Here is a 25,425-nt window from a genome sequence, read left to right on the forward strand (position 1 = left end):
ACCTCACACGCTCGTGAGCAATAAAGCTCGCGGGCGTGCTGCATTTTCAGCGGAAGAAAGTGCGGTACATAGATATTTTATAGTTGCGTATTGTTGTTGTTTTACAGGTTGATTCATCAACTAATCACGCTGTATTGAAAGAGTCTGAAACTTTATTCTGGATGCCCCTTTCAGAAATAAAGTTGCTAAACATGGATGTTGAAAAGAGTAAATTGATCTTGCCAGTCATGACGCCCGCTCAACAGGGTGTCTTTTTTGAATTGTATGAAAAACAGATTCCTGACTGGTTGCTTAAATCTTCAGAAACTGTTCGAAACGATCTCTATGAAAGTTTCAAGGCCAGTTTCAAATCCCGTCATGCCGCACTTGAGCAATTGCGCGCACTGAAATCCCCGCAGAGTTTTTGTACGCCACTGCTGGCCAAAGCCATGGCTGAGAAGCTTGGCGAACCTTTCGAGGTCGAAGGGGCGATTTTTCAACATGTACGCTCAAAGTCCAGCCTGTTGGGATTGCGCAGGAAACTGGTGCTGCCGATCAATCGTGATTTGCTGACCGCTGCCTGTGAAAATTTCGAATTGTCGGAAACTCTGGCCAGCACCTATCACGAGAGTTCATTGCTGTATATCCCGCAGCGGATAACCGGCCGCAACAATAAGGTATTGTCGATACAACCTCACGAGTTTGCCAGGCTTTGTCGTTATCTGGATCTCGGTAAACAATATAAAAAGCATGTGGAAGGATTCTTCGGCAGCGACAGTCAACTCGCCAATCTGCAGGAATCATCCGTTGCCTTTTCCAGAGACCAGTTTGATGTCGAGCGGCACATCGCTTACATGCGTGGCCATATCAGTCTGGATGTGTACCGCATGCTTGAGTCGGTCAAGAACTCGGATTCTTCAATCACACTGGGCAACAACACCCTGGGTTATCAAAGCCTTGAAATGCTTGAGGTGCAGCTCAGAGGGCCGATGTTCATCGGCCCGGTCAGCGAACATGCGGATGGCGATTACCGTTGTGTGATCTATATGCCTGGTGATCCCGATCATCCTCTCAAAGAGTATCCCAGTTTCCAGAAGTTCGAGGTCGAGTTGAGCGGGCGTTTACGCGGCTCGCAGTTTCGCAGTTTTTTCACGCGCTTCATCCCGATGAAGGATCGCTCGGTTTTCCTTAACGGACTCGATGTACGTTTGTTGAAAGCGCGACCGAACCAGTTTCCCGTTTCCACGACCTTCCTTCCGCTGACAGGGCTCGATCTCCAGGGTGACGCAAGACACAACCTGTTTCTCGCGATCTTCCAGCACCGCGCGGCGCAGGTTCGGGCCGATACTCGCCTGCTGGTAGTGCCGACGGATGATGAAGATGAGAAAACCCGCCTTGCCAGGCAAGAGTCCTATAAAGCCATCGGGCTGAATACGCTGTTGTTCTTTGTGTCCTTCGTGCCGGTTCTCGGCGAGGTCATTTGTGCCGTCGCCGGAATACAGTTGCTCGGTCAGATCTACGAGGGCATCGACAGTTGGGCCCACGGTGATCAGGAACATGCCACCGATTGCCTGTTCGACACGCTTGAGAATCTGATCCTCATGGCGGGTTTCGCTGCCGGCGGTGTCGCGGTGGGTAAGGCTTACACCGTCGTGCGCTCGTCAAGTTTCATGCAGGGACTACGGCGGGTACCAGTTGGGCCAATGTCTTATCGCCTGTGGAATCCGGACATGACGGCTTACCGCCAGCGCGAGTCTTTGCCGCGCAGTTTTGCTGCGGATGCGCAAGGGCTGGTATGGCGCGCAGACAACCGCTATTTGCCGCTGGGTGCCAATGCGTACGCGGTGCGTCCGGTTACCGGCACCGGTTTGTGGGAGGTCCATGATCCGCACTTGCCCGGGCGTTATTCACCATTGCTTGAGACCAATGGAGCTGGCGCCTGGCGTCATGACTCCGAACTGCCTCACGAGTGGAGTTTGTTGACCCTGTTCCGTCGCCTGGGTTTTCGTGAAGAAAAGATTTCAGACCCCCGTGCCTTGCAAGCCATTGCAGTAAGCGGGATCGGCCAGGCAGCCATGCGCAAACTGTTCGTTGAACGCGGCAAGCCTATGGCGATGCTCACGGACTCGGTGAGACGCTTTCGTGCCGACTCCGACGTCAGCCAGTTCATGACGCAAATTGATACGCCCGCATCTGCGCCGCTGGCGGATGCCGATCTGCAACTGTATTTGCTGACAGGAGCAGGTCGCTGGCCACAGGACATGGCAGTCATTGTGAAAGACATCTTTGGTAATGAAGTGACACGCTATGGCGCAGACGAGGCTGTCCGCCAGGTCAACCTCACAGAGGACGCGCTGCGCAACGGCCAGTTTTACACCCCTGTTCTGGCAGCACTCAGCGACAGTGAGCGTTCACACTTGCTGGGCTCGGCCACTGTGGAGTCGAAAAACCAGATCGCGTTATTGGGCAAACATATTGCCGGGCTGGCGCCGCGGATGCGCATGGCGATGATGGACCGGTTGTTCCGGCGAACCGACGTCTGTGAGCTTTCCAGAGGCGAGCCGATCATCAAGGCATTCCCGGGGCTTTCAGCCAGTGTCGCCGACGAACTGGTGCAACATGCCGATGCGCGTGAGTGGGCGCAGCTTGAATCCGGCACCGTACCGTTACGTCTGGCCGAGGAAGCCAGGCGCTATCAGCAGGTCCAGCGATTGAATCGCGCGTACGAGGGGTTATATCTGGACGCCGCCAGTGGGCGCGATGCCGACATGCTGGTACTCGACACCTTGAGCCATTTGCCGGGCTGGCCGGGCGATGTATTTGTCGAAATTCTGGACTGGGGTGTGTATGCCGATCAGCGGGCCGTCGTTGGCCCGAGCGATACCCCACACAAAGTGCTTGTCGAAGCCTATGCCGAGCGCTATCAGGTCCAGGATGCGCGCAGCAATAGCGTCTCCAGTCACCCGTCACGCACCCGTGCGAATTTTTTCCAGGCGCTGTGGGAAAGCCTTCCGGCCCACAGTCGCAAGGCCATCGGCGTTGAAACGGACGTCGACGGCACGGGCTTGCGGGAGAAAATCACCGCATTGGCGCTGCAGCGGCGCGAAGCCTTCGCCAAGGTGCTGGAAATTGCACCGGCACGCTCGAGTTACCGCTCCCCGATGGGGCTGGCAGATCAGCGGATCGAACAGGTCACCGTCGAGCAATCGGCACCTTCAAGCCCTTCTCAGGGCGTTTCGCCCGCGCTCGTGCGTCGGGCGCAGGAGTTGTATCCGACTCAATCAACCGCACAGATCAAACGTTTTGTGACCTCTCTGGGCGCCGACGAAGTATTGGCCATCAGGTCGCTTGAACGGTTGCGCGAGCAATACAGGACGATGGTGGAAACCCTGGAGCGCTGGACCCACCGCGATACGTATTATCAGGGTGAGGAAGGTCCGAGGCTCAAGGTCCCCGCCCATAGCAAGGCGCGGGCAATGCAAGCCATTTTGCGCGCGTGGCGCAAGGAAACCCGTCACACGGCGCACTCGGGGCATCCGACCTACAGCCTGACGCTCGATGCGGTGCCGTTAGGGCAGATGCCGGTTCTTATCGGCGATTTTTCCCACATCACCGCGCTGGAAATGAGCGGCGTGGGCGCCAGTGCAGGTCTGAATACGTTTCTGCGCAATTTTCCCGGACTCAGGGTGCTGAACCTGTCAGGTAACGGACTGACACGCATCCCTGTCGCGATCGGGGACATGCCGGGGCTGACAGGTCTGGATCTGAGCAACAACCGTATCCGGCTTACTCAGCAGACGATTGTAGAGCTGGCCGGCAAGCATCACCTGCGCACACTGGATTTGGGCTTCAACCCCCTCCTGGGGCGTACTCCGGACGTCAGTGCAATGCGTAAATTGCGCCACTTGAGCCTGCGAAACACCGGCATCACCGAATGGCCCGGAAATACCGATGCGCTTGCGCATCTGGAATCTCTGGATCTGCGCAACAACAGGATTGTCGAGATCCCGACGTCCGTCTTCACCTCCCGCGCTGTACTGAATCGCGGCACTACGATTGATGGCAATCCGCTGTCGACCGAGAGCCTGCAAGCCATCGCTGCGTACCAACAGTCGCAAGGCATAAGTCTGGGCGTCATCACCACCGAGTACACCAGCACCGCACGACTGGCCGGTGACCGGGAAGGGGCGGGATGGGTAAACGGCTTGCCGACGGTGGAGATCGGTCGGGCCAAGCAAGTGTTGTCGTCACTGTCGGCTGACCCGGATTCCCGGGATTTTTTTGAAGTGCTCATGCAACTGCGTGAAACGGCCGATTACTCCAGAACCCGCGAACAGCTCGGGCAGCGGGTATGGAATGTGCTGGAAGCGGCCTGTGAGGATGATTCGTTGCGTCGCGCGCTGTTTCGCATGGCCCGCACAGGCTGGGTCAGTGCGCCCAATGTTGCGGGACTGTTCAGCGATCTGGAGGTCAGGGTTCTGTGTTATCGGGCAGCGGCGGCGGCCCGCACCGGTACCCAGACACTCGAAGGCGATCTGGTTCGTCTGTTGCGCGGGCTGTTTCGGTTGCAGCAGGTAGAAAAACAGGCGTTGCTCGATATCGCGCGCCGATCCCGCGCAGGAAATTTCACTCAACGCCAGGCACTGGATATCAGCCTGATTTATCGGGTGCGACTGGCGCAGCGCCTGGCGTTGCCGGCACAACCCACAGAGCTGAATGTGCCACTGGATGCCGAGGTGACGGACGCGCAGATCGATCACGCCTATCTGGAGGTCGTCAGGGCCGAGCAGACGGCGCAACTCTCGGAGTCAGTCAGCAGGCAGGAGTTCTGGGCCGAGTATTTGCTGGCGACACGCCAGGATGCGTTTACCAGCGTTCTGGATCGCAGTGCTCACGCGTTCGCGCGCCTGGAAGCGCAGGTCGGGCTGTCCCGTGAAGCAGCCAGTCAGCAAATGACGACGATCTTCGACAACTTCAGGAATGAAAGCCTGGAACTGCGCAAACAGCTGACCAATGCGGCGCTGGCGAGGCATCCGGGTTTGACCTTGCCGGTCACGCCGGGGCCCGGCAGACTGGTAACGAGAGAGGGATAAAGCGGCGAGCTCGAGCCCGCCGATGCGGGCTCGAGGTAGACGTACGATCAGCGGCGACGGAACAGCGGCAGCGGTTCGTCAGTGGCGGCCTGATAGGTCACCGAGAAGTCCTTGAGGCTTTCAAGGGCGTCGTACGGGTCTTTGTCCGCGCGCAGGGCGAAGGCATCGAAACCGCAACGGCGCATGTAGAACAGCTGGTCGCGCAGCACGTCGCCAATCGCCCGCAGTTCACCTTTGAAACCGTAGCGGTCACGCAGCAGGCGGGCGTTGGAGTAATTGCGGCCATCGGTGAACGCCGGGAAGTTCAGGGCAATCACCTGGAACTCGTTCACGTCGTCACCGATTTCTTCGGCTTCTTCGTCGGCGTCCAGCCACACACCCAGACCGCCATCGCGGGCCTTGAGCATGCGGGCGTGTTCACGCCACAGCTGCAGCGGGACGATCAGGTCGTCGCAGTTGCTGATTTCGTCGATGTTGAAATCCTTGGGCAGCAGGTGCCAGGTTTCGTCGACGACCTCGTTGTTCTTAATGATTCGCTGCATAGACGCGTTCCTTGAAGAGGTCGATGCCAATACGCTGGTAGGTGTCGATGAAACGCTCGTCTTCGGTTCGCTGTTCCACGTACACGTCGATCAGTTTGGAGATCACGTCCGGCATGTCTTCCTGGGCGAAAGACGGGCCGAGGATCTTGCCCAGGCTGGCGTCACGGCTGGCGCTGCCACCGAGCGAGACCTGGTAGAACTCTTCACCTTTCTTGTCCACGCCCAGAATGCCGATGTGGCCGACGTGGTGGTGACCGCAGGCGTTCATGCAACCGGAGATGTTCAGGTCCAGTTCACCGATGTCGAACAGGTAGTCCAGGTCGTCGAAACGGCGCTGGATCGATTCGGCGATCGGGATCGACTTGGCGTTGGCCAGGGAGCAGAAATCACCGCCAGGGCAGCAGATGATGTCGGTCAGCAGGCCGATGTTCGGCGTGGCGAAACCACCCTCACGCAGTTCGCCCCACAGGGTGAACAGCTGGCTCTGCTCGACGTCGGCCAGAATGATGTTCTGCTCGTGGGAGGTGCGCAGTTGGCCGAAGCTGTAGCGCTCGGCCAGATCGGCGACGGCGTCGAGCTGCTTGTCGGTGATGTCGCCCGGTGCAACGCCGGTCGGCTTCAGGGACAGGGTCACGGCCACATAACCCGGCTTCTTGTGCGCCAGGGTGTTGCGGGTGCGCCAGCGGGCGAAGCCCGGATGTTCTTTGTCGAGGGCGGCCAGTTCGGCGTCTTGATTGCTCAGCGCCTTGTAGTCCGGGTCGACGAAGTGTTTGGCGACGCGATGGACTTCGGCTTCGGTCAGTGTGGTCTGGCCGCCGCGCAGGTGTTCCATCTCGGCATCGACTTTCTGGGCGAAGACTTCTGGAGTCAGCGCTTTGACGAGGATCTTGATCCGCGCCTTGTATTTGTTGTCACGACGGCCGTAGCGGTTGTAGACCCGCAGGATCGCGTCGAGGTAGCTCAACAGATCCTGCCATGGCAGGAATTCGTTGATGAATGCGCCGACCACCGGGGTACGACCCAGACCACCGCCGACCAGCACGCGGAAACCGAGTTCGCCAGCAGCGTTATGGACCGGCTCAAGGCCGATGTCGTGAACTTCGATGGCCGCACGGTCGGAGGTCGAACCGTTGACGGCGATCTTGAACTTACGCGGCAAGTAAGCGAATTCCGGGTGGAAGGTCGTCCACTGACGAACGATTTCGCACCACGGACGCGGGTCGATCAACTCGTCGGCTGCAACACCGGCGAACTGGTCAGTAGTGACGTTGCGCAGGCAGTTGCCGCTGGTCTGGATGGCGTGCATCTGCACGGTGGCCAGTTCCGCGAGGATGTCCGGGATGTCTTCGACCGCCGGCCAGTTGAACTGCACGTTCTGCCGCGTGCTGATGTGGGCGTAGCCCTTGTCATAGTCGCGGGCGATTTTTGCCATCATGCGCGTCTGACGCGAAGTCAGCTGGCCGTAAGGCACCGCCACGCGCAACATCGGCGCGAAACGCTGGATGTACAGGCCATTTTGCAGGCGCAGGGGGCGGAATTCTTCTTCGCTCAGCTCACCTGCCAGATAGCGTCGGGTCTGATCACGGAACTGCTTGACGCGGTCCTCGATGATCCGCTGATCGTACTCGTCGTATACGTACATATAAGTCCTGTTCTCAGGCTTTGGCCACTCGGAAAACGCTGCGTTTTGGCTTGCTGGAGTCCGATGGTTCCTCTGCAATTCTGCGCGCACGGCCGCGCACTCCCTGACGGAGCCGGGGCAATATACCCGTTTGCAGTTATGCGCAAAAGTGATGTTTGAGTATATGGAAAGAACCAAAACGCCTAACGAGAATTCCTTTCACCTAACCCACATTTGTCGTGCGGACAATCATCGTCTTAACTGTGGTCGAGTCTTTCTGCAATCACCGATAAAACCGACAAGAGGCGATGCAATGAGCAACCCAACCAAGGCAAGGAAAAGCGATAGCAGTGTCGATGCATGGGCCATTCTGTTCCTGATCATTCTGGTCGTTGGAACGGCGGTGTTTTGGGTCAGCCATCAGTAAAACGACTCGTCCGGGCCCCGCTTGCGACGATTGTCGGACAAAAGGCGGGATCAAGCGCCAAAGGCCAGGTGATCAATGGCTATAATGCGCGGCCATTTTTCCTTGGGCCCGGATGATTCATGTTCAAGCTTTTCCAACTCAGCCTGCTGCTGTTCGGCGCGGTTTTCGGTACCTGCGCGCGTGCAGAGTCGGTGCTGTTCCTGAATCCCGGCTCGACGCAGGAAGCGTTCTGGGTCAGCTACTCGCAATTCATGCAGGCTGCCGCCCGGGACCTGGGCATCGACCTGCGCATTCTCTACGCCCAGCGCCAGCCGGAATTGACCCTGGCGCAGGCGCGACTGGCCCTGCAGGGGCCTGAGCGCCCGGATTATCTGGTTTTCGTCAACGAACAGTACGTGGCACCGCAGATTCTGCGGATGGCCAATGGCAGCGGGGTGAAGCTTTTTATTGTCAACTCGGGTCTGACGCCCAACCAGCAGGCGCTGGTGACAGAGGCCGCGGATCGGATAGGCAGCCTGGTGCCCAACGACGAGGAGGGCGGCTACCTGATGATGAAGGAGCTGATTCGCCTGCATCCGCCCGTGGCGCCCGGTGAAAGCATCGATCTGCTGGCGTTTTCCGGCCTCAAGATCACGCCATCGGCGCAATTGCGCGAAAAGGGCATGCAGCGAGCGCTGGCGGAGAATCCGCAGGTGCGTTTGCGGCAATTGGTCTATGGCGGCTGGACCCAGCAACGGGCTTACGAGCAGGCGAAGCAGTTGCTGGTCCGCTATCCCGACGTTTCATTGGTATGGGCAGCCAATGATGAAATGGCCTTCGGCGCGATGCGTGCCGCGTCCGAGGCCGGCAAGGTGCCGGGCAAGGACGTGCTGTTCAGTGCGGTCAACACTTCGCCCGAAGCGTTGCAGGCGGTGGTCGACGGGCGCCTGAGCGCATTGCTCGGCGGCCATTTCACTTTGGGTGGCTGGGCATTGGTCGAGCTGCATGATCATGCGCAAGGCGTCGATCTGAATCAGTATGGCGGCCGTGACCGGCAGATTCCGTTGCTGCAACTGATCGACAGGGATCATGCCCGGCGAATCCTTGCCATGGGCGCCTCGCCGGACTACGGCGTGCACTTTCGCAAGCTCTCGGCGAAGGGCCGTCCGGTGTCGTATCGCTACCCGTTCAATCTGCAGACCCTGATGCATTAAGCCGTCAGACGCCCGCCAGATGCACCACCAGTTGCACAATGCCGAACAGCGTCAGGGCGAACACCGCCGTGAACGCGATGCCCAGAAAGATGAAATGGCTGGGCTTGCCGTGGGTGAAGTCCCTTGCCCGGTTCTTGCCGCTCTGCACCCCGAACGCCGCCGCCATGACGCTGTGCAGCATCTGCCAGAAGGTCGGTGGCTTGTTGTCGACTGGATCGTCCATAAATCCCTCGTCTGAAAAGTGTACCTCTTGAGCTTAGCTAATCCTGCGAATCGTGCGGAGCCGGTCACGCCAGAAGAAATCCATGGCAACAAATCGTCGCCCGTCGCGATAACTATCTAACGCAGTCCGGTTCGCCTGGCATGGTGTTCTGATGCTTTCATTCCAAGGAACGAGAGCATGTCTGAAACCTTTCAGCCGGATTCGAGCAGCGTCAAGCCTTCACGCCAGCACGTCACCCAAAGCATTCACGCAGCAATGCTCGAACAATCCATTCCCGACTGGCTGACGGAGGCTGCTTCCCATCGTCGTGCGTCGTTGAGAAACGCCAATGCCATTTTGCCGGACTGGTATCGGAAGGCCTCGTCTGGACAACGCAATGTTCTGAACGAGAGTTTTACGGCGAGCTTTCGCGCCCAGACACGATTGGACCACGCGTTGGCCGACATGCAGGGCATCCATGCGTTTGGCAAAACCCTGCTGTGCGCGATGCTCAAGGATCGTTTCAATGTCGAACTGGATGTCGAAGACACGTTTTTGCAGCTGATTCAACCGATCAATGCAGGAATATGGTCCACGGAGATCGGCACCTTCGAGGTGTCGAAAATGTCATTGCTGGAAGCCGCGCTGCACAATTTCGAAGCGGCCGAATGTGAGAGCGGTGCGTTTCACAAGCGGTCGGGATTTCTCGCCCGATTGCCGGCGGGGACTTTCAAGGCTGTGCGCACTTCGATGTCCGTCCGGCAATTCATGGTCGCCTGCCGCGCGCTGGACATTGGCGGCCAGTACCAGCGATACCTCAAGCATTATCTGTATTCCGAAAATCAGCCAGCCCATCAAACCCTGCGTGAACTATTCACAACGGCGCGCAGAGCAGCCTTGCGTGCGGCCGCCGAGCAGGCACTGCTGCAAGGAGATATCGAGCCTGCGGATCATGCATCGATCCAGGAAATCCTCGATGGGGAGCGCCAGCCCCTGCTTGGCGGCCGGCGTATCTGGTTCTGTGAAATGAGCCTGATGAGGCGTCGCCTGACCGGTTGTCTGTGGTTCGCAATCAGTGAGAGGTTCGAGGACCCTGAAGAACTGATTCTGTACATTCCCGATGATCCGCATCACCCCCTGAAGCGATACAAGACCTGGCAACTCGAAGCCTCCCTCAAACGGCGATTCACGGCCCGGAAAAGCGCGTCGTCCGATGACGGCTCGCCGACGCAATATCAACGATTTTTCAGCAGATTCGTAGCCTATGCCGACCGTGCGTACTACTTCAGTCAGTTCACTGACAATGCACCGGATGCCTCGTTCAGCAGCAGGGTCACGTCTTATCTTGCCCGGATCAATGACTGGATCAACGGGCTGAGCCCTTTACCAAACCCACTTGTCGATCTGGTGCCACCCGCGCCCGCGATCAGACAGGTTGCCAACCAGGATCCGTTTCTCGCCCCGGTCAACATGCCGTTCAAGGGGCAGCGCTTCTGGGATGACAACATCGACCTGTGGGATTACCTGTTCGAACGTCATCGCGAGCAACTGCTTGAAGATGCACGCAGTTACGCCGTGCCCGTGGAGGATGTCGATGCAAATGCTCGCAAGGCGCTGTTCGCGAAATTGCTGAACAGCGGCATGCTCGTGTTGAACACGGTTTCGATGCTTGTGCCCGTGCTGGGCGAAGTGATGATGGGGGTCATGGCTTGCCAGCTTCTGGAAGAGTCCATCGAGGGCGTGATCGAGTGGAGCGAAGGGGATCGACAGGCTGCCACCGCGCATCTGGTGGATATTGCAAGCAATCTGGCGTTGATCGCTTTGATGGGAGGCGTGGCAAAGGGGGCGGCCCGACTGAAGCTGGTCGATGCGGCCCCGGTTATCGAGGATCTGCATCCCGTCACGCGTCCCGATGGCCATGCGCGATTGAGAAAGTCCGATCTCGGGGGATACGAAAGCACGGTCCGCTTCGATCCAGGTGTCCGGCCCGATGCGCTGGGGCGTTACGAGATACAAGGCAGACACTTCATTCGGATCGAGGGCAAGACCTATGAGCAGGTGTATGACCGGGCGCTGGGGCGCTGGTGTATCAGGCACCCCGACAATCCGCATGCGTACCAGCCTGTCCTGACTCACAACGCGGCGGGAGCGTGGCGCCATACGCTCGAGAACCCGCTGAAATGGAGTCGGCAGACCTTGTTGCGGCGCATCGGACACATCACTGAAGCGTATACAGACGAACAACTTCTCACGATCGGTGAGATCAGCGGGGTCAGCGACAACGCGTTACGCAAGATGCACATGGATAACCTTTCGCCGCCTCCGGAACTCATGGATGCCTTGCGACTGTTCGATACTGATCGTGGTGTTGTGCAAGTCATCGAGCAATTGGCAGGCGATCTGGACATCGATCATCGCTATTTACACGCCTTGCCCTTGATCATCGAACTGCCGGGCTGGCCTGTCAGGCGCACTTTGAAGGTCTATGACACCCCAGACTTTACCGGGCCTTCCACCCGCTATGGTTCGGAACATCCATTGGCGGAGATGGCGAATAAAACGCCGATCCGGCTGAGCCGCAGCCATGTGCTCAATGGTGAGTTACCCGCCAGAATCCTGTCTGCCCTCGATGAGTCCGAGATATCCGCGTTATTCGGTGACAAGGAGGCGGGTGACCGGGTATGGCGACCTCAGGCTTTTCGGGATCTGCTGGCCGATTACGCCCGGGCGAATCGTCCGACGCTGTTCGAAAGCCTGTTCCAGGAAAGTGCCATCGCGGATCCCATGGTTGACAGGTTGCAGCGCGCTTACGCCGGACTCAGCGACGCCGCGGCGCAAGAGATTCTTCGCCACGCCAACGCTGACGACATGGCGATTTTGTACAGCACCGGACGCATGCCGGAAGCAATGCTTGAGGAGGCGCGATGGTATGCGCGGCGCGGTCGACTGGTTCGCGCGCTTGCCGGGCTGCACATGGAGCACATGATGTCGGCTGACACACGTCGTCTTGCCCTGCACACTTTGAGCAAGTTGCCTGGTTGGTCCGCTGATATGCAGCTCGATATCCGTGAGGGCCGCGTCGATGGCAGACAGATCGATTCCATCGGTCACGAAAGCGCGACTGTGCGAGGCAGCGTGGTCAAGAAGGGGCCGGTCTATCAGGCATTCAATGAACATGGTGTCGCGCTCAATGAGCTGCCGGTCTCGGGAAACGGTTTTTACGCCTCGGTCTTGCGCCTGCTCCCCGAGCCCTTTCGAAAGGCCCTCGGCCTGTCTGAAGCCGCCCGCGGGAGTGATCTTCAGCGAGCCATCACTGCTTACGCTACCGAGCATGCCGGCGATACGGCCACGATGCTAGCGCTGCACGGCCGCAGGACACTCAAGTTCAAGCCACCGCAGCGGATCAGAGAGCATCTGGTGGGCTACTACGCGAGCGGCGAAGGAGCGGTCGGGCTCTCCGGTCTGAATCCTTCGCTGGTCGTGAGATTGCTCAGCCTTTATCCGGATCTGAGCATTTCCAGGGCCAACGGCGTGCTCCTGAAGATGATTCGGACAGGCAAAAGCGATGCGCACATTCTTCAATTGCTGGAGGATCTGAGGCATCAATGGCTTGAGCTTGAACAAACCCTGGACCATTGGGCCAATACCGGACCGAACCGGGCGCAAAAAGACCGGATCGCGACCCGCCTCAAAAGGTGCTGGCGAAAAAGGCCATTCGCCGAAGAAAACCCGACGTTGCGCCACCTGGATCTGGCCACTGATGAAGCATTGCCTGGTTTCTCGGCGGATTTCTCCCATGTCACGGTGATGCGACTTCAAGCGCCCCACGCCACCCTCGGACAGATGCGCGGATTCCTGCGCAATTTTCCCGAACTTGAATTCCTCGACCTCAGTGGCAACCACCTGGTCACCAACCCGATCCCTCGGGAGTGCTCTGCACGGCTGCTTGAGCTGGACCTTTCCGACAATCCCGTGAGTCGCCTGGATGTCACCGGGATGTGGCGTCTCGAATTGCTCAATTTGAAGGGGACGCGTCTTCAGGAATGGCCGCTCGGCGCTGACAATCTGCGCAACCTGAGATGGCTGGACCTGAGTAATACGTTGATTTCCGACATTCCACGGCAGGCCCTGGCCCGCGATGAGTGGGTGCTGAACATGAATCTGACAGGGACGCCACTGACCGATGACGCACGCTTGCAGTTGCGTGTCGCGCAGCAGCGATGCGAACTGGCGCTGGATCTGCCGCAGGGGTCGCTGGCGCAATTCATGCTCGAAAATGTGCCCGAGCAGGACAGTCGGCCGCTAGAGAACGGCACTCTGGTGGCTGGCCGGTTGATGCGTATACCCACGCCAATACCATTCACGGATCATGTTCCGGCGTTTACCCGGCGTTTGCGCAGGGTGCATCCATCCCTGACCGAAGAAAAGGCCGAGGAAGTGGCCGAGGGTTTATTGCAGGACGCAAGCGTCGAACAGGTCAATGCGCGGATCGAAGACTGGAATCAGAGATTGGAGTCAATGACACGCCAGCTCAATGGCTGGATCTTTACGCGTCGATCAGGAAACACACTTTTTGGAGGGCACTGGTCGACGTCACAGGGTCGCCGGGAGGCCTCGCTCAGAATCATGGAGTGCTGGAGGAAGGGGCTGCTGGGGGCGTCGGCGCGTAGCGATCGAACGCTGGATCTGGCCAATATCTCCAGATTGGGAACACTGCCTCGACTGTCTCCAGAGTTTGCACACGTGGAAGGGCTTAGCCTGAGGGGGCTCGGTTTGAGCGGAGCAGACGTTCAAGAGTTTCTTCAGGCTTTTTCCCGGATACGCTGGCTGGATCTTGGTCTCAACGAGCTGAGTGCAGTGCCGTCGGTCATTGCTGGCATGGAGCGACTGGAAGAACTGGGGCTCATCGGTAACCGGTTCAACGATTTCCCGGCTGTTGTCGACGCATTGGGTCCCATGCCGCGGCTCAAATGGCTGAAGCTGAACTACAACCGTCTGACGGTTTTCAATGGAGTCACGGCCGAGCAATTACCGGCGTTGCGCTGGCTGGAGTTGAGCTTCAATCATATGAGGCAGTTCAACGGGCCTGTTAGCGCAACACTGGAAGTCCTTCATTTGAATGGCAATGACTTGCGCGAGTGGCCGGAAGGTGTGTTGCAGGCTGAGCGCCTGCTTTCGCTGAACCTGGAAGACAACCCGATAAGAGAGATTCCGCCAAGGGCGTTTGACGGAAACCACGACGTTTTGCTGGCGGGTACGCGAATGTCGCCCAACTGGCGTTCCTTGATGACGGACAGTCTGATTCGACTCAGGGCTCATCTCGACAGAGTGGGTGGTGAGCAGGTTTTGGGTATCAAGCGGGAGACGCTCGATTTTTGGCTTACCGATACCGAATTCGATCAGTTTGTTGACTGGTCCGGCAGCGAGTCCGAACCAGAGGAGGACGTCAGGTAACCTGAGCGTCACGGAGTCGAGCCCCTGTCTCAGTGCATCCGAGACAGGGGCTTTATTGCGTCAATCAGTTGTCGTAGCCGAGGTTCGGCGCCAGCCAGCGTTCGGTCAGGCTCAGTTCCTGGCCTTTGCGCGAGGTGTAGCTCTGCACCTGATCCTTGTCGATTTTGCCCACGGCAAAATACTGCGCCTGCGGATGGGCGAAGTACCAGCCGCTGACCGCTGCTGCCGGGAACATCGCGTAGTGCTCGGTGAGGAACACGCCGCTGCGACCGGCGCGCATTTCCTGGGCCTCAGGGTCGAGCAGGGCGAACAGCGTGGCCTTCTCGGTGTGGTCCGGGCACGCCGGGTAGCCAGGGGCAGGGCGGATGCCGGAATACTGCTCTTTGATCAGCGCCTCGTTGTCGAGGACTTCATCCTTGGCGTAGCCCCAGTGCTCTTTACGCACCTGCTGGTGCAGCCACTCGGCGCAGGCTTCGGCCAGACGGTCGGCCAGGGCCTTGACCATGATCGAGTTGTAGTCGTCGCCAGCGTCCTGATAAGCCTTGGCCACTTCCTCGGCGCCGATGCCAGCGGTGGTGATGAAACCACCGACATAGTCGGTCACTTCACTGTCCTTCGGCGCGACGAAGTCGGCCAGCGAGAAGTTCGGTTTGCCGTCGGTCTTGATGATCTGCTGACGCAGGTGATGCAGACGGGCCATAGGCTTGCCGTCATCGCCGTACAGCTCGATATCGTCGTCGTGCACCTGATTGGCCGGCCAGAAACCGAACACTGCACGGGCACTGATCAGCTTCTCGTCGATCAGCTTGGTCAACATCTCGCGGGCGTCCTTGTACAGCGAGGTTGCCGCTTCACCGACCACTTCGTCTTCAAGGATGCGCGGGAACTTGCCGGCCAGATCCCAGGAGATGAAGAACGGCGTCCAGTCGATGTATTCGGCCAGTACGTTGAGGTCGATGTTGTCCAGCACGCGGGTGCCGGTGAAAGTCGGCTTGACCGGGGTGTATGTGGCCCAGTCGAACTGCGGTTTTTTCGCGATCGAAGCGGCGTAGCTCAGGCGTTCGGTACGGGCGCTGCGGTTGGCGGTGCGTTCGCGGACGTCGATGTACTCTTCGCGGGTCTTCTGGACGAATCCGGCTTTCAGTTCCTTGGACAGCAACTGCGTCGCCACGCCCACGGCGCGGGAGGCGTCGGTCACGTAGACCACCGCGTCGTTGCTGTACTTGGGCTCGATCTTCACCGCCGTGTGCGCCTTGGAGGTGGTCGCGCCGCCGATCATCAGCGGCAGGTGGAAGTCCTGGCGCTGCATCTCGCGGGCTACGTGGACCATTTCATCCAGCGAAGGAGTGATCAGGCCGGACAGGCCGATGATGTCGCATTTCTGCTCCTTGGCCACCTGCAGGATTTTCTCGGCCGGGACCATCACGCCGAGGTCGACGATGTCATAGCCGTTGCAACCCAGCACCACGCCGACGATGTTCTTGCCGATGTCGTGCACGTCGCCTTTCACGGTGGCCATCAGGATCTTGCCCTTGGCTTCCGGCTTGTCGCCTTTTTCCAGTTCGATGAACGGGATCAAGTGGGCCACGGCCTGTTTCATCACACGGGCGGATTTCACCACCTGTGGCAGGAACATTTTGCCGGCCCCGAACAGGTCGCCGACGATGTTCATGCCGGACATCAGCGGGCCTTCGATCACTTCGATCGGGCGGGCGAACGACTGACGGGATTCTTCGGTGTCTTCGACGATGTGGGTGGTGATGCCCTTGACTAGCGCATGCTCCAGACGTTTGTTGACGTCCCAGCTGCGCCATTCTTCGGTTTCGGCTTCCTTGACGCTGCCGTCGCCCTTGTACTTGTCGGCGATGGCGAGAAGGGCGTCGGTGCCTTCCGGCGTGCGGTTGAGGATCACGTCTTCAACGGCGTCGCGCAGTTCCTGCGGGATCTGGTCGTAGATCTCCAACTGACCGGCGTTGACGATGCCCATCGTCAGACCGGCGCGGATCGCGTACAGCAGGAATACCGAGTGAATCGCCTCGCGCACCGGGTTGTTGCCACGGAACGAGAACGACACGTTGGACACACCGCCGGAGCTCAGGGCGTACGGCAGCTCGTCGCGGATGTAGGCACAGGCGTTGATGAAGTCCACAGCGTAGTTGTTGTGTTCTTCGATGCCGGTGGCCACGGCGAAGATGTTCGGGTCGAAGATGATGTCTTCCGGCGGGAAGCCGACTTCGTTGACCAGAATGTCGTAGGAGCGTTTGCAGATTTCTTTCTTGCGCGCTTCGGTATCGGCCTGGCCGGCTTCGTCGAACGCCATCACCACCACGGCGGCGCCGTAGCGCTTGCACAGTTTGGCGTGGTGGATGAACTGCTCGACGCCTTCTTTCATGCTGATCGAGTTGACGATGCCCTTGCCCTGAATGCACTTGAGGCCGGCTTCGATCACTTCCCACTTCGAGGAGTCGATCATGATCGGTACGCGGGAGATGTCCGGCTCGCCGGCAATCAGATTGAGGAAGGTCACCATGGCCTTCTTCGAATCGAGCATCCCCTCGTCCATGTTGATGTCGATCACCTGGGCGCCGGCCTCGACCTGTTGCAGGGCGACTTCCAGGGCTTCGGTGTAGTTGTCTTCACGGATCAGGCGGGCGAATTTTGCGGAACCGGTGATGTTGGTCCGCTCGCCGACGTTGACGAACAACGAGCTGCGATCAATGGTGAACGGTTCCAGACCCGACAGGCGGCAGGCCTTGGGAATGTCCGGAATCTGCCGTGGCGCGTAACCGGCGACGGCTTTGGCGATGGCTTCGATATGGCCCGGCGTGGTGCCGCAGCAACCGCCGACAATGTTGAGGAAACCGCTCTGGGCGAATTCTTCGATGACTTTGGCGGTGTCCACCGGCAGCTCGTCGTACTCGCCGAATTCGTTCGGCAGGCCGGCGTTCGGGTGCGCAGATACGTGGGTGCTGGCCTTGTCCGACAGCTCTTCCAGGTACGGACGCAGTTCGCGGGCGCCGAGGGCGCAGTTCAGGCCCACCGAAATCGGCTTGGCGTGGGCCACGGAGTTCCAGAACGCTTCGGTGGTCTGGCCCGACAGGGTCCGGCCGGAGGCGTCGGTGATGGTGCCGGAGATCATGATCGGCAACTCGAAGCCCAGTTCTTCGAACACGCCTTGCACGGCGAAGATCGCGGCTTTGGCGTTGAGGGTGTCGAAGATGGTTTCGATCAGGATCAGGTCGGCGCCGCCCTCGATCAGGCCTTTGGTGGCCTCGGTGTAGTTTTCCACCAGCTCATCGAAGGTGACGTTGCGATAGCCCGGGTTGTTGACGTCCGGCGACAGCGAGCAGGTGCGGCTGGTCGGGCCCAGCACGCCGGCGACGAAACGCGGCTTGTCCGGGTTCTCGGCGGTCTTGGCGTCAGCGACCTTGCGCGCCAGTCGTGCGCCTTCTACGTTGAGTTCGTAGGCCAGTTCTTCCATGCCGTAGTCGGCCATGGAAATGCGGGTGGCGTTGAAGGTGTTGGTCTCGAGGATGTCGGCGCCGGCATCCAGGTAGGCTTTCTCGATACCGCCGATCACGTCAGGACGGGTAATGACCAGCAGGTCGTTGTTGCCCTTGACGTCGCTCGGCCAGTCGGCGAAGCGTTTGCCGCGATAATCCTGCTCTTCGAGCTTGTAGCTCTGGATCATCGTGCCCATGCCGCCGTCGAGAATCAGGATGCGCTCTTTGAGAGCTTGCTTGAGAGCTTGAAGGCGAACGCTGCGATCGGACATTGGGACTACTCGAAAAAGACCATGACGAAGGGCCGGGATCATAACAAACCTGTGCGGTTTTAGAGCATGTCGAGCTTTTGCATGAATATCGCTCATGTTGGTACGGGCGTCATAACGGTAGAATCGCGGCGTTTTTCTTCAGGATCAGGATCAGGGACATGTCGTACCGCGTCATCAGCATTGCATTGCTGTTTTTAAGCTTTGGCGCGGCGGCGCAGAGTCCCGCTATTTCTTCTTCTATCTCCTACACCCGAGACATCCAGCCGATCTTCACCGAGAAGTGCGTGGCCTGCCATGCGTGCTACGACTCTGCCTGTCAGTTGAACCTGGGCAGCGGCGAAGGCGCGGCCCGTGGCGCGAGCAAGATGCCGGTCTACGATGGCGAACGCACCCAGGCGGCGCCGACCACCCGGTTGTTCTATGACGCCTTCGGCAAACGCGCCTGGCAGCAGAAAGACTTTTATTCGGTACTCGACGCCCAAGGCAGTCAGGCCGCTCTGATGGCACGCATGCTGGAGTTGGGACACAAAACGCCGCTGACACCCAACGCCAAACTGCCGGAAGACATCGTGCTGGGCCTCAACCGCGAGAACCTGTGCGCGATGCCCGCCGAATTCGACGGCTATGTCGGCGCCCACCCGAAAGAGGGCATGCCGCTGGCGGTGACCGGCCTGACCGATCAGCAATACCAGACGCTGCAACGCTGGCTGGCGTCCGGCGCCCCTATCGACGAGCAAGGTCTGGCGCCGAGCACCAAGGAAGCGATGCAGATCGTCCAGTGGGAAAACCTGCTCAACCAGCCCGGCGCACGGGAAAGTCTGGTCGGGCGCTGGCTGTACGAGCACTGGTTCCTGGCGCACATCTATTTCAAGGACGGCGAGCCGGGGCATTACTTCCAGTGGGTGCGTTCGCGCACACCGACCGGCCAGCCGATCGATCTGATCGCCACCCGTCGCCCGAACGACGATCCGGGCACCCAGGTGTATTACCGCCTGTGGCCGGTGCAGGGCGTGATCGTGCACAAGACCCACATCACCTATCCGCTGAGCGCGGCGAAGATGGCGCGGGTCAAAAGCCTGTTCTACAACGGCAACTGGCAGGTCAACGCCTTGCCGGGCTACGGGCCACAGAGCCGGGCCAACCCGTTCGCGACCTTCGAGGCGATCCCGGCGCAGGCGCGTTATCAGTTCATGCTCGATAACGCCGAATACTTCGTGCGCACCTTCATTCGCGGCCCGGTGTGCCGTGGACAGATCGCGACCGACGTGATCCGCGACAACTTCTGGGCGCTGTTTCAGGCCCCGGAACACGACCTGTACATCACCGACCCGAACTATCGCGGCCAGGCCACGCCGTTGCTGGCCATGCCGGGGCAGAACGACGACGTCGGCAGTGTCCTGAGCCTGTGGCACAACTACCGCAACAAGCGAAACAAATACGAAGCCCTGCGCCGTGACAGCTACGCCGACCTGCCGGCGCCGAGCTGGTCGACCCTCTGGGCCGGCAACGACAACGCCTTGCTCAGCATCTTCCGCCACTTCGACAGCGCCTCAGTGACCAAAGGCCTGATCGGCGAAGTTCCGCAGACCATGTGGCTGTTCGACTACCCTCTGCTGGAGCGCACCTATTACCAGTTGGCGGTGAATTTCGATGTGTTCGGCAACGTCTCCCATCAGGCGCAAACGCGCTTGTATTTCGACCTGATCCGCAACGGCGCCGAGCAGAATTTCCTGCGCCTGATGCCCGCCGATTCCCGCGAGGGTTACCTCGACGATTGGTACCAGAGCAGCGGCCAGTTCAAGATGTGGCTCGATTACGAAGCCATCGATGACGACAAGCCGACCGCGCTGAAACTCGACGAGAAAGACCCGAAACGCGATTTCGCCATGCAATTGCTGGCGCGCTACGGCGATCTCAACGCGCGTCCGGATCCGATCAACCGCTGCGAAGATGCCTATTGCTCACGCCCGAACATCGACCCGGCCCTGCAGAACGCCGAGCAGGCGCTGAGTCGCCTGACCTCGCGCCCGGCAGCGGGCCTGAAAGTGATCGATCAATTGCCGGAAGCGACGATGCTGCGGGTCGAAACCCGCAGCGGCAAACGCGAGGTCTACAGCCTGCTGCGCAACCGCGCCCACAGCAACGTGGCGTTCCTGCTCGGTGAATCCCTGCGTTATCAGCCAGGGCTGGACACGCTGACGATTTATCCGGGCGTGCTCAGCAGCTACCCGAATTTCATGTTCAACATCCCGGCGGATCAGGTGCCGGCGTTTGTCGATGCCATGGAAGGTGCAAGGGACGCGGCGCAGTTCGAGAAAATCGTCGAACGTTGGGGCATCCGCCGCAGCCATCCGCAGTTCTGGTTCTATTTCCATGACCTGAGCCAGTACATCCACGAAACCGATCCGGTGGAAGAGGGCGTGCTGGACATGAACCGGTACGAGAATCTTTGATCGTTTGAGCGATGGCGGTTGTCCCAATCCTGTGAAGTACGGGATCGGGAGCGCCATCGATGTTGATTTCAGTGCAGGCCCTGCGAGCGCTCGCCGCGTGGGCGGTGGTCTGCCATCACTTCATGCAGATTTTCTTCGATTTCGAGGCGCGCGGGCCAATAGGGCAGCTGTTCATCGACAAGGGCGCCGTGGGCGTCGATATCTTTTTCGTGATCAGCGGGCTGGTGATTTTCCTGTCCACCGAAGGCAAGGCACTGCCGCCGGCGCGGTTTCTGTTGTATCGACTGTTCCGTATTGTCCCGGCGTATTGGCTCTACACGGTGCTCATGGCGTTGCTGGTGGTGTTCGCCCGGCCGTTGCTGCCGGATCAGACGGTGGACTGGAGTCATTTGCTGCTGTCGTTGCTGTTTATCCCGACGGAAAACCCCGGCGGCTACGGGATCTATCCGACCCTGAATGTCGGCTGGACCCTGAATTACGAAATGCTGTTCTACGTGTTGTTCGCCTGGGCGCTGTTGTTCCGGCTGCAAGTGCGTTTGCTGGTGGTCGCCGCACTGCTGTTTGCGGTGTGCCAGGCCTGGACCGGGTTTGGCTGGGTCAGCGAGTTTTATCGCTCGGACATCGTTTATGAGTTCCTGCTGGGGATCGGCATCGGCATGCTCTACCGTCGCGGCTGGATCGGCCCGGCGCTTTGGCTGCCCTTATTGGGGATCGGCGCGGCGTTGCTGGCGATCTATCACCTGCCGCCGGAACCCCGATTGCTGAACTGGGGCGTGCCCAGTGCGGTGCTGGTCATGGTCAGTATGGCGCTGGAGCGGTATGTCGAGCGCAACAGGCTGCTCAAGCTGCTGGGCGACTGTTCGTACTCGGTGTATCTGATGCACGTGCTGGTGCTGTCGGCCGGCGGTTATCTGGCCCGACGCTACGGGATCAACCCGTATTTGATGTTTGTCGTCTGTGCGCTGGCCATCGCTATCGGTTCGTGGCTGAGCTACGAATGGGTGGAAAAACGCAGTTATCAATGGCTTAAAGCGCGGATTGACGGTGAACCTGGCACCTAGCCGATTTGCGAACTATTCCTACGTAAATACTAGGACTTTGTGCCGCGCGCCGATTGGCGTAAACTCCGCCTCAAGCCTGCGAGGAGTCTCCATGACCGCTATTACCATTACCGACGCCGCCCATGATTACCTGGCCGATCTGCTCTCCAAGCAGAACACCCCGGGCATCGGCATCCGCGTTTTCATCACCCAGCCTGGCACCCAGTACGCCGAAACCTGCATTGCCTACTGCAAGCCGGGCGAAGAGAAACCTGAAGACACGGCGCTGGGGCTGAAAAGCTTCACCGCTTACATCGACTCGTTTAGCGAAGCGTTTCTCGATGATGCCGTCGTCGACTACGCCACCGACCGCATGGGCGGCCAGCTGACCATCAAGGCGCCAAACGCCAAAGTCCCGATGGTCAACGCCGACAGCCCGATCAACGAGCGCATCAACTACTACCTGCAAACCGAAATCAACCCGGGGCTGGCCAGCCACGGCGGTCAGGTCAGCCTGATCGACGTCGTTGAAGACGGCATTGCCGTGCTGCAGTTCGGCGGCGGTTGCCAGGGCTGCGGCCAGGCGGACGTGACCCTGAAGGAAGGCATCGAGCGCACCCTGCTCGAGCGTATTCCGGAGCTCAAGGGCGTTCGCGACGTGACCGACCACACGCAGAAAGAAAACGCCTACTACTAAGGTGTTCGCTGCGGCATGAAAAACGGCGCCCCGTGAGCGCCGTTTTTTTATGCGTTGATCGTTCCCACGTCGAGGCGTCGAACCGTCCGCGTGGGAATGCAGCCCGGGACGCTCCGCGTCCCATTCACGGTCGATAAAGGTGCGCATGCCCCGCGCGATACAGCGACGACTCGCTAAAGTGATCGCTACCCAACACCCGCCCAACCAGAATCAACGCCGTACGCCGAAACCCCTTGGCCGCCACCTTGCCGGCAATATCCTCCAGCGTCCCGACCACCCAGTCCTGATCCGGCCACGTCGCCCGGTGAATCACCGCGATCGGGCAATCCGCGCCGTAATGCGGCAGCAGCTCAGCCAGGATCTTCTCCAGATGATTGACCCCCAGATGAATCGCCATGGTCGCCCCGTGCTGCGCCAGATTGCCGAGCTCTTCACCGACAGGCATCGCGGTCTTGTCCGCATAACGGGTCAGAATCACGCTTTGCGAGATGTCCGGCAGGGTCAGTTCTGCGCCCAACAGCGCGGCGCACGCGGCGGTGGCGGTCACGCCGGGAATGATCTCGAACGGAATATCCAGCTCACGCAGATAACGAATCTGCTCGCCAATGGCGCCATACAGACTCGGATCCCCCGAATGTACCCGCGCCACATTCTGGCCCTTGGCGTGGGCGGTCTTGATCAGGTCGATGATCTGCTCCAGGTGCAGTTCGGCGCTGTTGACCACGGTTTCAGCGCAATGACCTTCCAGCACCGCCGTCGGCACCAGCGAACCTGCGTAGATGATCACCGGGCAACTGCGGATCAGCCGCTGGCCTTTGACAGTGATCAATTCCGGGTCGCCGGGGCCGGCGCCGATGAAGTAAACGGTCATCGTTGGATCCTGTAAAAAAGGGGCAGGGCAGTGCTTCACCAGCCCTTGAGATGAAGAACGCTCATGATCGAAAGCGGGGATTATCGGGAATTTACGCCGCGCCGGCCAATGCCAGAGTTGCCTGAGCGTACTTTTGCCGGGAAATCAGCAGTTTTGCCGGGCCACTGATCAACTGTTCGGCGAGCGCCAGAGCAGCACTTTCCGCTACGCCGTAGCAACCGGTGCGTTCGAAGGCGATCTGCGAATGGTGACTCAAACGTTGCTGATAACTGGCCAGTTCCTCGCTGCTGAAATACAGCAACGGCAGCGCCAGTTGGGCGGCGAGTTCCTGCAGGCCAGGTTCGTCGCGCTTGAGGTCGATGCTGGCCAGCGCCTTGACCTTCTCCAGATCAATTCGATGTGCCTGTAATGCCTGATCAAGCAAGGCGCGCAGCGTGCTGGCCGGGCAGCCGCGCTGGCAGCCCAGGCCGACCACGAAGGTCGGCGCTGCGCTGTCATCGGTCATGCGTGGTACTGACCTTCGCTTTTGCGGCGGAACAACCAGGCGCTGATCAGGCCCAGGGCCAGCCAGAACGCAATGTTGGTCAGCTGCGAAGCGATTTTGAACTGGGCTTCCAAGGCTTCCGGAGCGAGCATCGAATGCACTTCCGGTTGCGGCGCGCCGATCACGTGCGGCACGGCAAGGATCGCCACGCCGAGGATCTTCATCAGCCAGTTACGGCTGAAGGCGATCAAGGCCAGGCCGACAGCGGTGGAGGCCGCAGTGCCGATCCACCACATCTGCCGCGAGGCCAGATCCGCAGCGGCAGTGCCCGGCAGCTCAGGTGGCAGGCCCATGGTCGGGGCGAGCACGAAGGTCGCGTAACCGGCCAGGCCCCAGAGCAAACCTTGCGAAGTCTTGGTCGGCGCACGCAGGGTGTACAGGCCCGCCAGCATCAGGGCGAAACCCACGGCAACCACCAGGTTGCCGCCAGTGGTGGAGACCACGCGCTGCCAGCCGTCTTCCGGCTCCCAGGCTTCGGCATCGTGGGTGTGGGCGGCGGTGCCGGCGGCGTGTTCGTGAACTTCGGCAACCGGTTCGGCTTTCTCGAAGGTTTCGGCCTGCAAAATCAGCGGCGAAACCCAGAAGCTTTGCAGCAACGTCAGGAGCAGGGCGGCCAGAAGGCCGGTGAAACCTGCGGTCTGCGCAATACGCTTGATCATGTCGTCAGGTCTCAGTGGCACGGGAACGCGGCGCTGTGGCGGGTATCGTGGGCGGCGTTGTGTACCGCTTCGATGTGCGAGAAACCGGCGAAATACACAAGGCACGCACCGAGAATCGACGCGCAGACGGCGGCGGTCAGGCGTTGGCTCAGGGTGGTGGTGCTGGAGATCTTGTCCGAATTGCTGCCGGTGCTGCTGATGATCGACATGGCGCTTCCCTCTGGAGTGTCAGCGGGTGAATAGAGCGCATGAAAACCCCTGCGGCCGGGCACGCAGAGGTTCGAACAGCGCCCGCCCACCGCGGGTTTGTTATGTTCAGTAACGCAAGACGCGCACTGTGTGTTGCGGGCCGGTCTCCGGGCTCACGAGGGGTTGGCGTCTGGCCGACCTGCAAGCGTCACCTTCCCATGCCCTTGGGCACAGTGGATCTGACGCTTCGCTCGCTTACCGTTGCGGGGGCAGCACCGGACTGACATGGCTTTAGAGTAAAGCACATGATTCACCGGTTTCCCGTTTCACCCTGTGAAGGGCACCCGTAACAAGTTGTGTAGGAGACCATGGGTTGGGGAATTTAGTCAATTTTGTGGGCAGATCCGTTGCTGCGGTAACGGCCTCTTAGGGTTCCGCCCTTACGGCGGGTCACTTTTGGCAAACGCCCCAAAAGTAACCAAAAGGTCTCTAACCCTGACGTACGGCCCCTCGCTGAGGCTCGTGGTTCCTTCGCTCCGGGATTGATCCGGGGGCATCGCCTACGGTTTGCTTCGCTGCACCTCCTCTCGATGTGTTTGGCTTCGCCAAACGGTCGCTACGCTCCCACCCCCGGATCAATCCCTCCACTCAGCCTGCCGACGGGCCCTGCGATCAAAAGCGGTACT

General features: G+C 59.6%; 14 protein-coding genes and 1 riboswitch. Of the genes, 6 read left to right on the forward strand and 8 right to left on the reverse strand.

Annotated elements, in window-relative coordinates:
- Positions 1–83: 83 nt before the first annotated feature.
- A complete protein-coding gene (locus tag C1X29_RS23100) occupies positions 84–5,072 on the forward strand; it encodes an NEL-type E3 ubiquitin ligase domain-containing protein (RefSeq protein ID WP_146023267.1) in 4,989 nt (1,662 codons plus the stop codon).
- Between the two features lie 47 nt (positions 5,073–5,119).
- On the opposite strand, the gene C1X29_RS23105 is transcribed toward C1X29_RS23100, so the two are convergent.
- The gene (locus tag C1X29_RS23105) at positions 5,120–5,614 is read right to left on the reverse strand and encodes a DUF934 domain-containing protein (protein ID WP_007959510.1); all 495 of its coding nucleotides are present in this window, start codon (positions 5,612–5,614) and stop codon (positions 5,120–5,122) included.
- Entirely contained in the window at positions 5,598–7,256 is a 1,659-nt protein-coding gene (locus tag C1X29_RS23110; protein ID WP_102718453.1) for a nitrite/sulfite reductase, read from the reverse strand. The genes C1X29_RS23105 and C1X29_RS23110 overlap by 17 nt, the downstream gene beginning before the upstream one ends.
- 525 nt (positions 7,257–7,781) lie before the next feature.
- Here C1X29_RS23110 and C1X29_RS23115 point away from each other — a divergent pair.
- Positions 7,782–8,855: an ABC transporter substrate-binding protein gene (locus C1X29_RS23115; RefSeq protein ID WP_102687624.1), complete on the forward strand. Its 1,074-nt coding sequence runs from the start codon at positions 7,782–7,784 to the stop codon at positions 8,853–8,855.
- Between the two features lie 4 nt (positions 8,856–8,859).
- On the opposite strand, the gene C1X29_RS23120 is transcribed toward C1X29_RS23115, so the two are convergent.
- The gene (locus tag C1X29_RS23120; protein WP_007959515.1) at positions 8,860–9,078 is read right to left on the reverse strand and encodes a DUF2970 domain-containing protein; all 219 of its coding nucleotides are present in this window, start codon (positions 9,076–9,078) and stop codon (positions 8,860–8,862) included.
- 177 nt (positions 9,079–9,255) lie between these two features.
- Here C1X29_RS23120 and C1X29_RS23125 point away from each other — a divergent pair, with 177 nt between their 5' ends.
- Entirely contained in the window at positions 9,256–14,511 is a 5,256-nt protein-coding gene (locus tag C1X29_RS23125; RefSeq protein WP_102718454.1) for a leucine-rich repeat domain-containing protein, read from the forward strand.
- Between the two features lie 64 nt (positions 14,512–14,575).
- Here C1X29_RS23125 and metH read toward each other — a convergent pair whose 3' ends face one another.
- On the reverse strand, positions 14,576–18,286 hold the full coding sequence (metH, locus tag C1X29_RS23130) for a methionine synthase (RefSeq protein WP_102718455.1): 3,711 nt from the start codon (positions 18,284–18,286) through the stop codon (positions 14,576–14,578).
- Positions 18,287–18,444: 158 nt separating this feature from the next.
- Between metH and C1X29_RS23135 the strand changes: the two genes are divergently transcribed.
- The 3 genes from C1X29_RS23135 to nfuA all read left to right on the forward strand — a co-directional run bounded on the left by C1X29_RS23135 (position 18,445) and on the right by nfuA (position 22,476).
- Positions 18,445–20,739, forward strand: coding sequence for a fatty acid cis/trans isomerase (locus C1X29_RS23135; protein WP_102718456.1), 2,295 nt, complete (start codon positions 18,445–18,447; stop codon positions 20,737–20,739).
- A gap of 59 nt (positions 20,740–20,798) precedes the next feature.
- The gene (locus C1X29_RS23140; protein ID WP_102718457.1) at positions 20,799–21,800 is read left to right on the forward strand and encodes an acyltransferase; all 1,002 of its coding nucleotides are present in this window, start codon (positions 20,799–20,801) and stop codon (positions 21,798–21,800) included.
- A gap of 91 nt (positions 21,801–21,891) precedes the next feature.
- On the forward strand, positions 21,892–22,476 hold the full coding sequence (gene nfuA, locus C1X29_RS23145; protein ID WP_007959519.1) for a Fe-S biogenesis protein NfuA: 585 nt from the start codon (positions 21,892–21,894) through the stop codon (positions 22,474–22,476).
- A gap of 124 nt (positions 22,477–22,600) precedes the next feature.
- Here the strand turns inward: nfuA and cobM are convergent, their stop codons facing one another.
- The 4 genes from cobM to C1X29_RS23165 all read right to left on the reverse strand — a co-directional run bounded on the left by cobM (position 22,601) and on the right by C1X29_RS23165 (position 24,759).
- Positions 22,601–23,347, reverse strand: a complete 747-nt coding sequence (gene cobM, locus C1X29_RS23150) for a precorrin-4 C(11)-methyltransferase (protein WP_102718458.1) — start codon at positions 23,345–23,347, stop codon at positions 22,601–22,603.
- A gap of 91 nt (positions 23,348–23,438) precedes the next feature.
- Positions 23,439–23,852: a cobalamin biosynthesis protein gene (locus C1X29_RS23155; RefSeq protein WP_011334491.1), complete on the reverse strand. Its 414-nt coding sequence runs from the start codon at positions 23,850–23,852 to the stop codon at positions 23,439–23,441.
- Positions 23,849–24,550 carry a CbtA family protein gene (locus tag C1X29_RS23160; protein WP_102718459.1) on the reverse strand — a complete coding sequence of 234 codons (702 nt, stop codon included), beginning with the start codon at positions 24,548–24,550 and terminating at the stop codon, positions 23,849–23,851. The genes C1X29_RS23155 and C1X29_RS23160 overlap by 4 nt, the downstream gene beginning before the upstream one ends.
- Before the next feature lie 11 nt (positions 24,551–24,561).
- Positions 24,562–24,759 (reverse strand): CbtB domain-containing protein, encoded by a 198-nt coding sequence (locus C1X29_RS23165; protein WP_007959524.1) that lies wholly within the window; start codon positions 24,757–24,759, stop codon positions 24,562–24,564.
- Positions 24,760–24,879: 120 nt separating this feature from the next.
- A riboswitch (cobalamin riboswitch) is annotated at positions 24,880–25,102 on the reverse strand.
- Positions 25,103–25,425 lie beyond the last annotated feature (323 nt).

The sequence above is a fragment of the Pseudomonas sp. GW456-12-10-14-LB2 genome (assembly GCF_002884345.1).
GTDB classification, from domain to species: domain Bacteria; phylum Pseudomonadota; class Gammaproteobacteria; order Pseudomonadales; family Pseudomonadaceae; genus Aquipseudomonas; species Aquipseudomonas paraglycinae.

Bases quoted from the DNA above. Each gene is read 5' to 3' on its own strand.
- C1X29_RS23135 (WP_102718456.1), top strand. From the start codon at position 18,445: ATGTCGTACCGCGTCATCAGCATTGCATTGCTGTTTTTAAGCTTTGGC.
- C1X29_RS23120 (WP_007959515.1), bottom strand. From the start codon at position 9,078: ATGGACGATCCAGTCGACAACAAGCCACCGACCTTCTGGCAGATGCTG.
- C1X29_RS23115 (WP_102687624.1), top strand. From the start codon at position 7,782: ATGTTCAAGCTTTTCCAACTCAGCCTGCTGCTGTTCGGCGCGGTTTTC.
- C1X29_RS23155 (WP_011334491.1), bottom strand. From the start codon at position 23,852: ATGACCGATGACAGCGCAGCGCCGACCTTCGTGGTCGGCCTGGGCTGC.
- metH (WP_102718455.1), bottom strand. From the start codon at position 18,286: ATGTCCGATCGCAGCGTTCGCCTTCAAGCTCTCAAGCAAGCTCTCAAA.
- C1X29_RS23140 (WP_102718457.1), top strand. From the start codon at position 20,799: ATGTTGATTTCAGTGCAGGCCCTGCGAGCGCTCGCCGCGTGGGCGGTG.
- C1X29_RS23160 (WP_102718459.1), bottom strand. From the start codon at position 24,550: ATGATCAAGCGTATTGCGCAGACCGCAGGTTTCACCGGCCTTCTGGCC.
- cobM (WP_102718458.1), bottom strand. From the start codon at position 23,347: ATGACCGTTTACTTCATCGGCGCCGGCCCCGGCGACCCGGAATTGATC.
- C1X29_RS23165 (WP_007959524.1), bottom strand. From the start codon at position 24,759: ATGTCGATCATCAGCAGCACCGGCAGCAATTCGGACAAGATCTCCAGC.
- C1X29_RS23110 (WP_102718453.1), bottom strand. From the start codon at position 7,256: ATGTACGTATACGACGAGTACGATCAGCGGATCATCGAGGACCGCGTC.
- C1X29_RS23125 (WP_102718454.1), top strand. From the start codon at position 9,256: ATGTCTGAAACCTTTCAGCCGGATTCGAGCAGCGTCAAGCCTTCACGC.
- C1X29_RS23105 (WP_007959510.1), bottom strand. From the start codon at position 5,614: ATGCAGCGAATCATTAAGAACAACGAGGTCGTCGACGAAACCTGGCAC.
- nfuA (WP_007959519.1), top strand. From the start codon at position 21,892: ATGACCGCTATTACCATTACCGACGCCGCCCATGATTACCTGGCCGAT.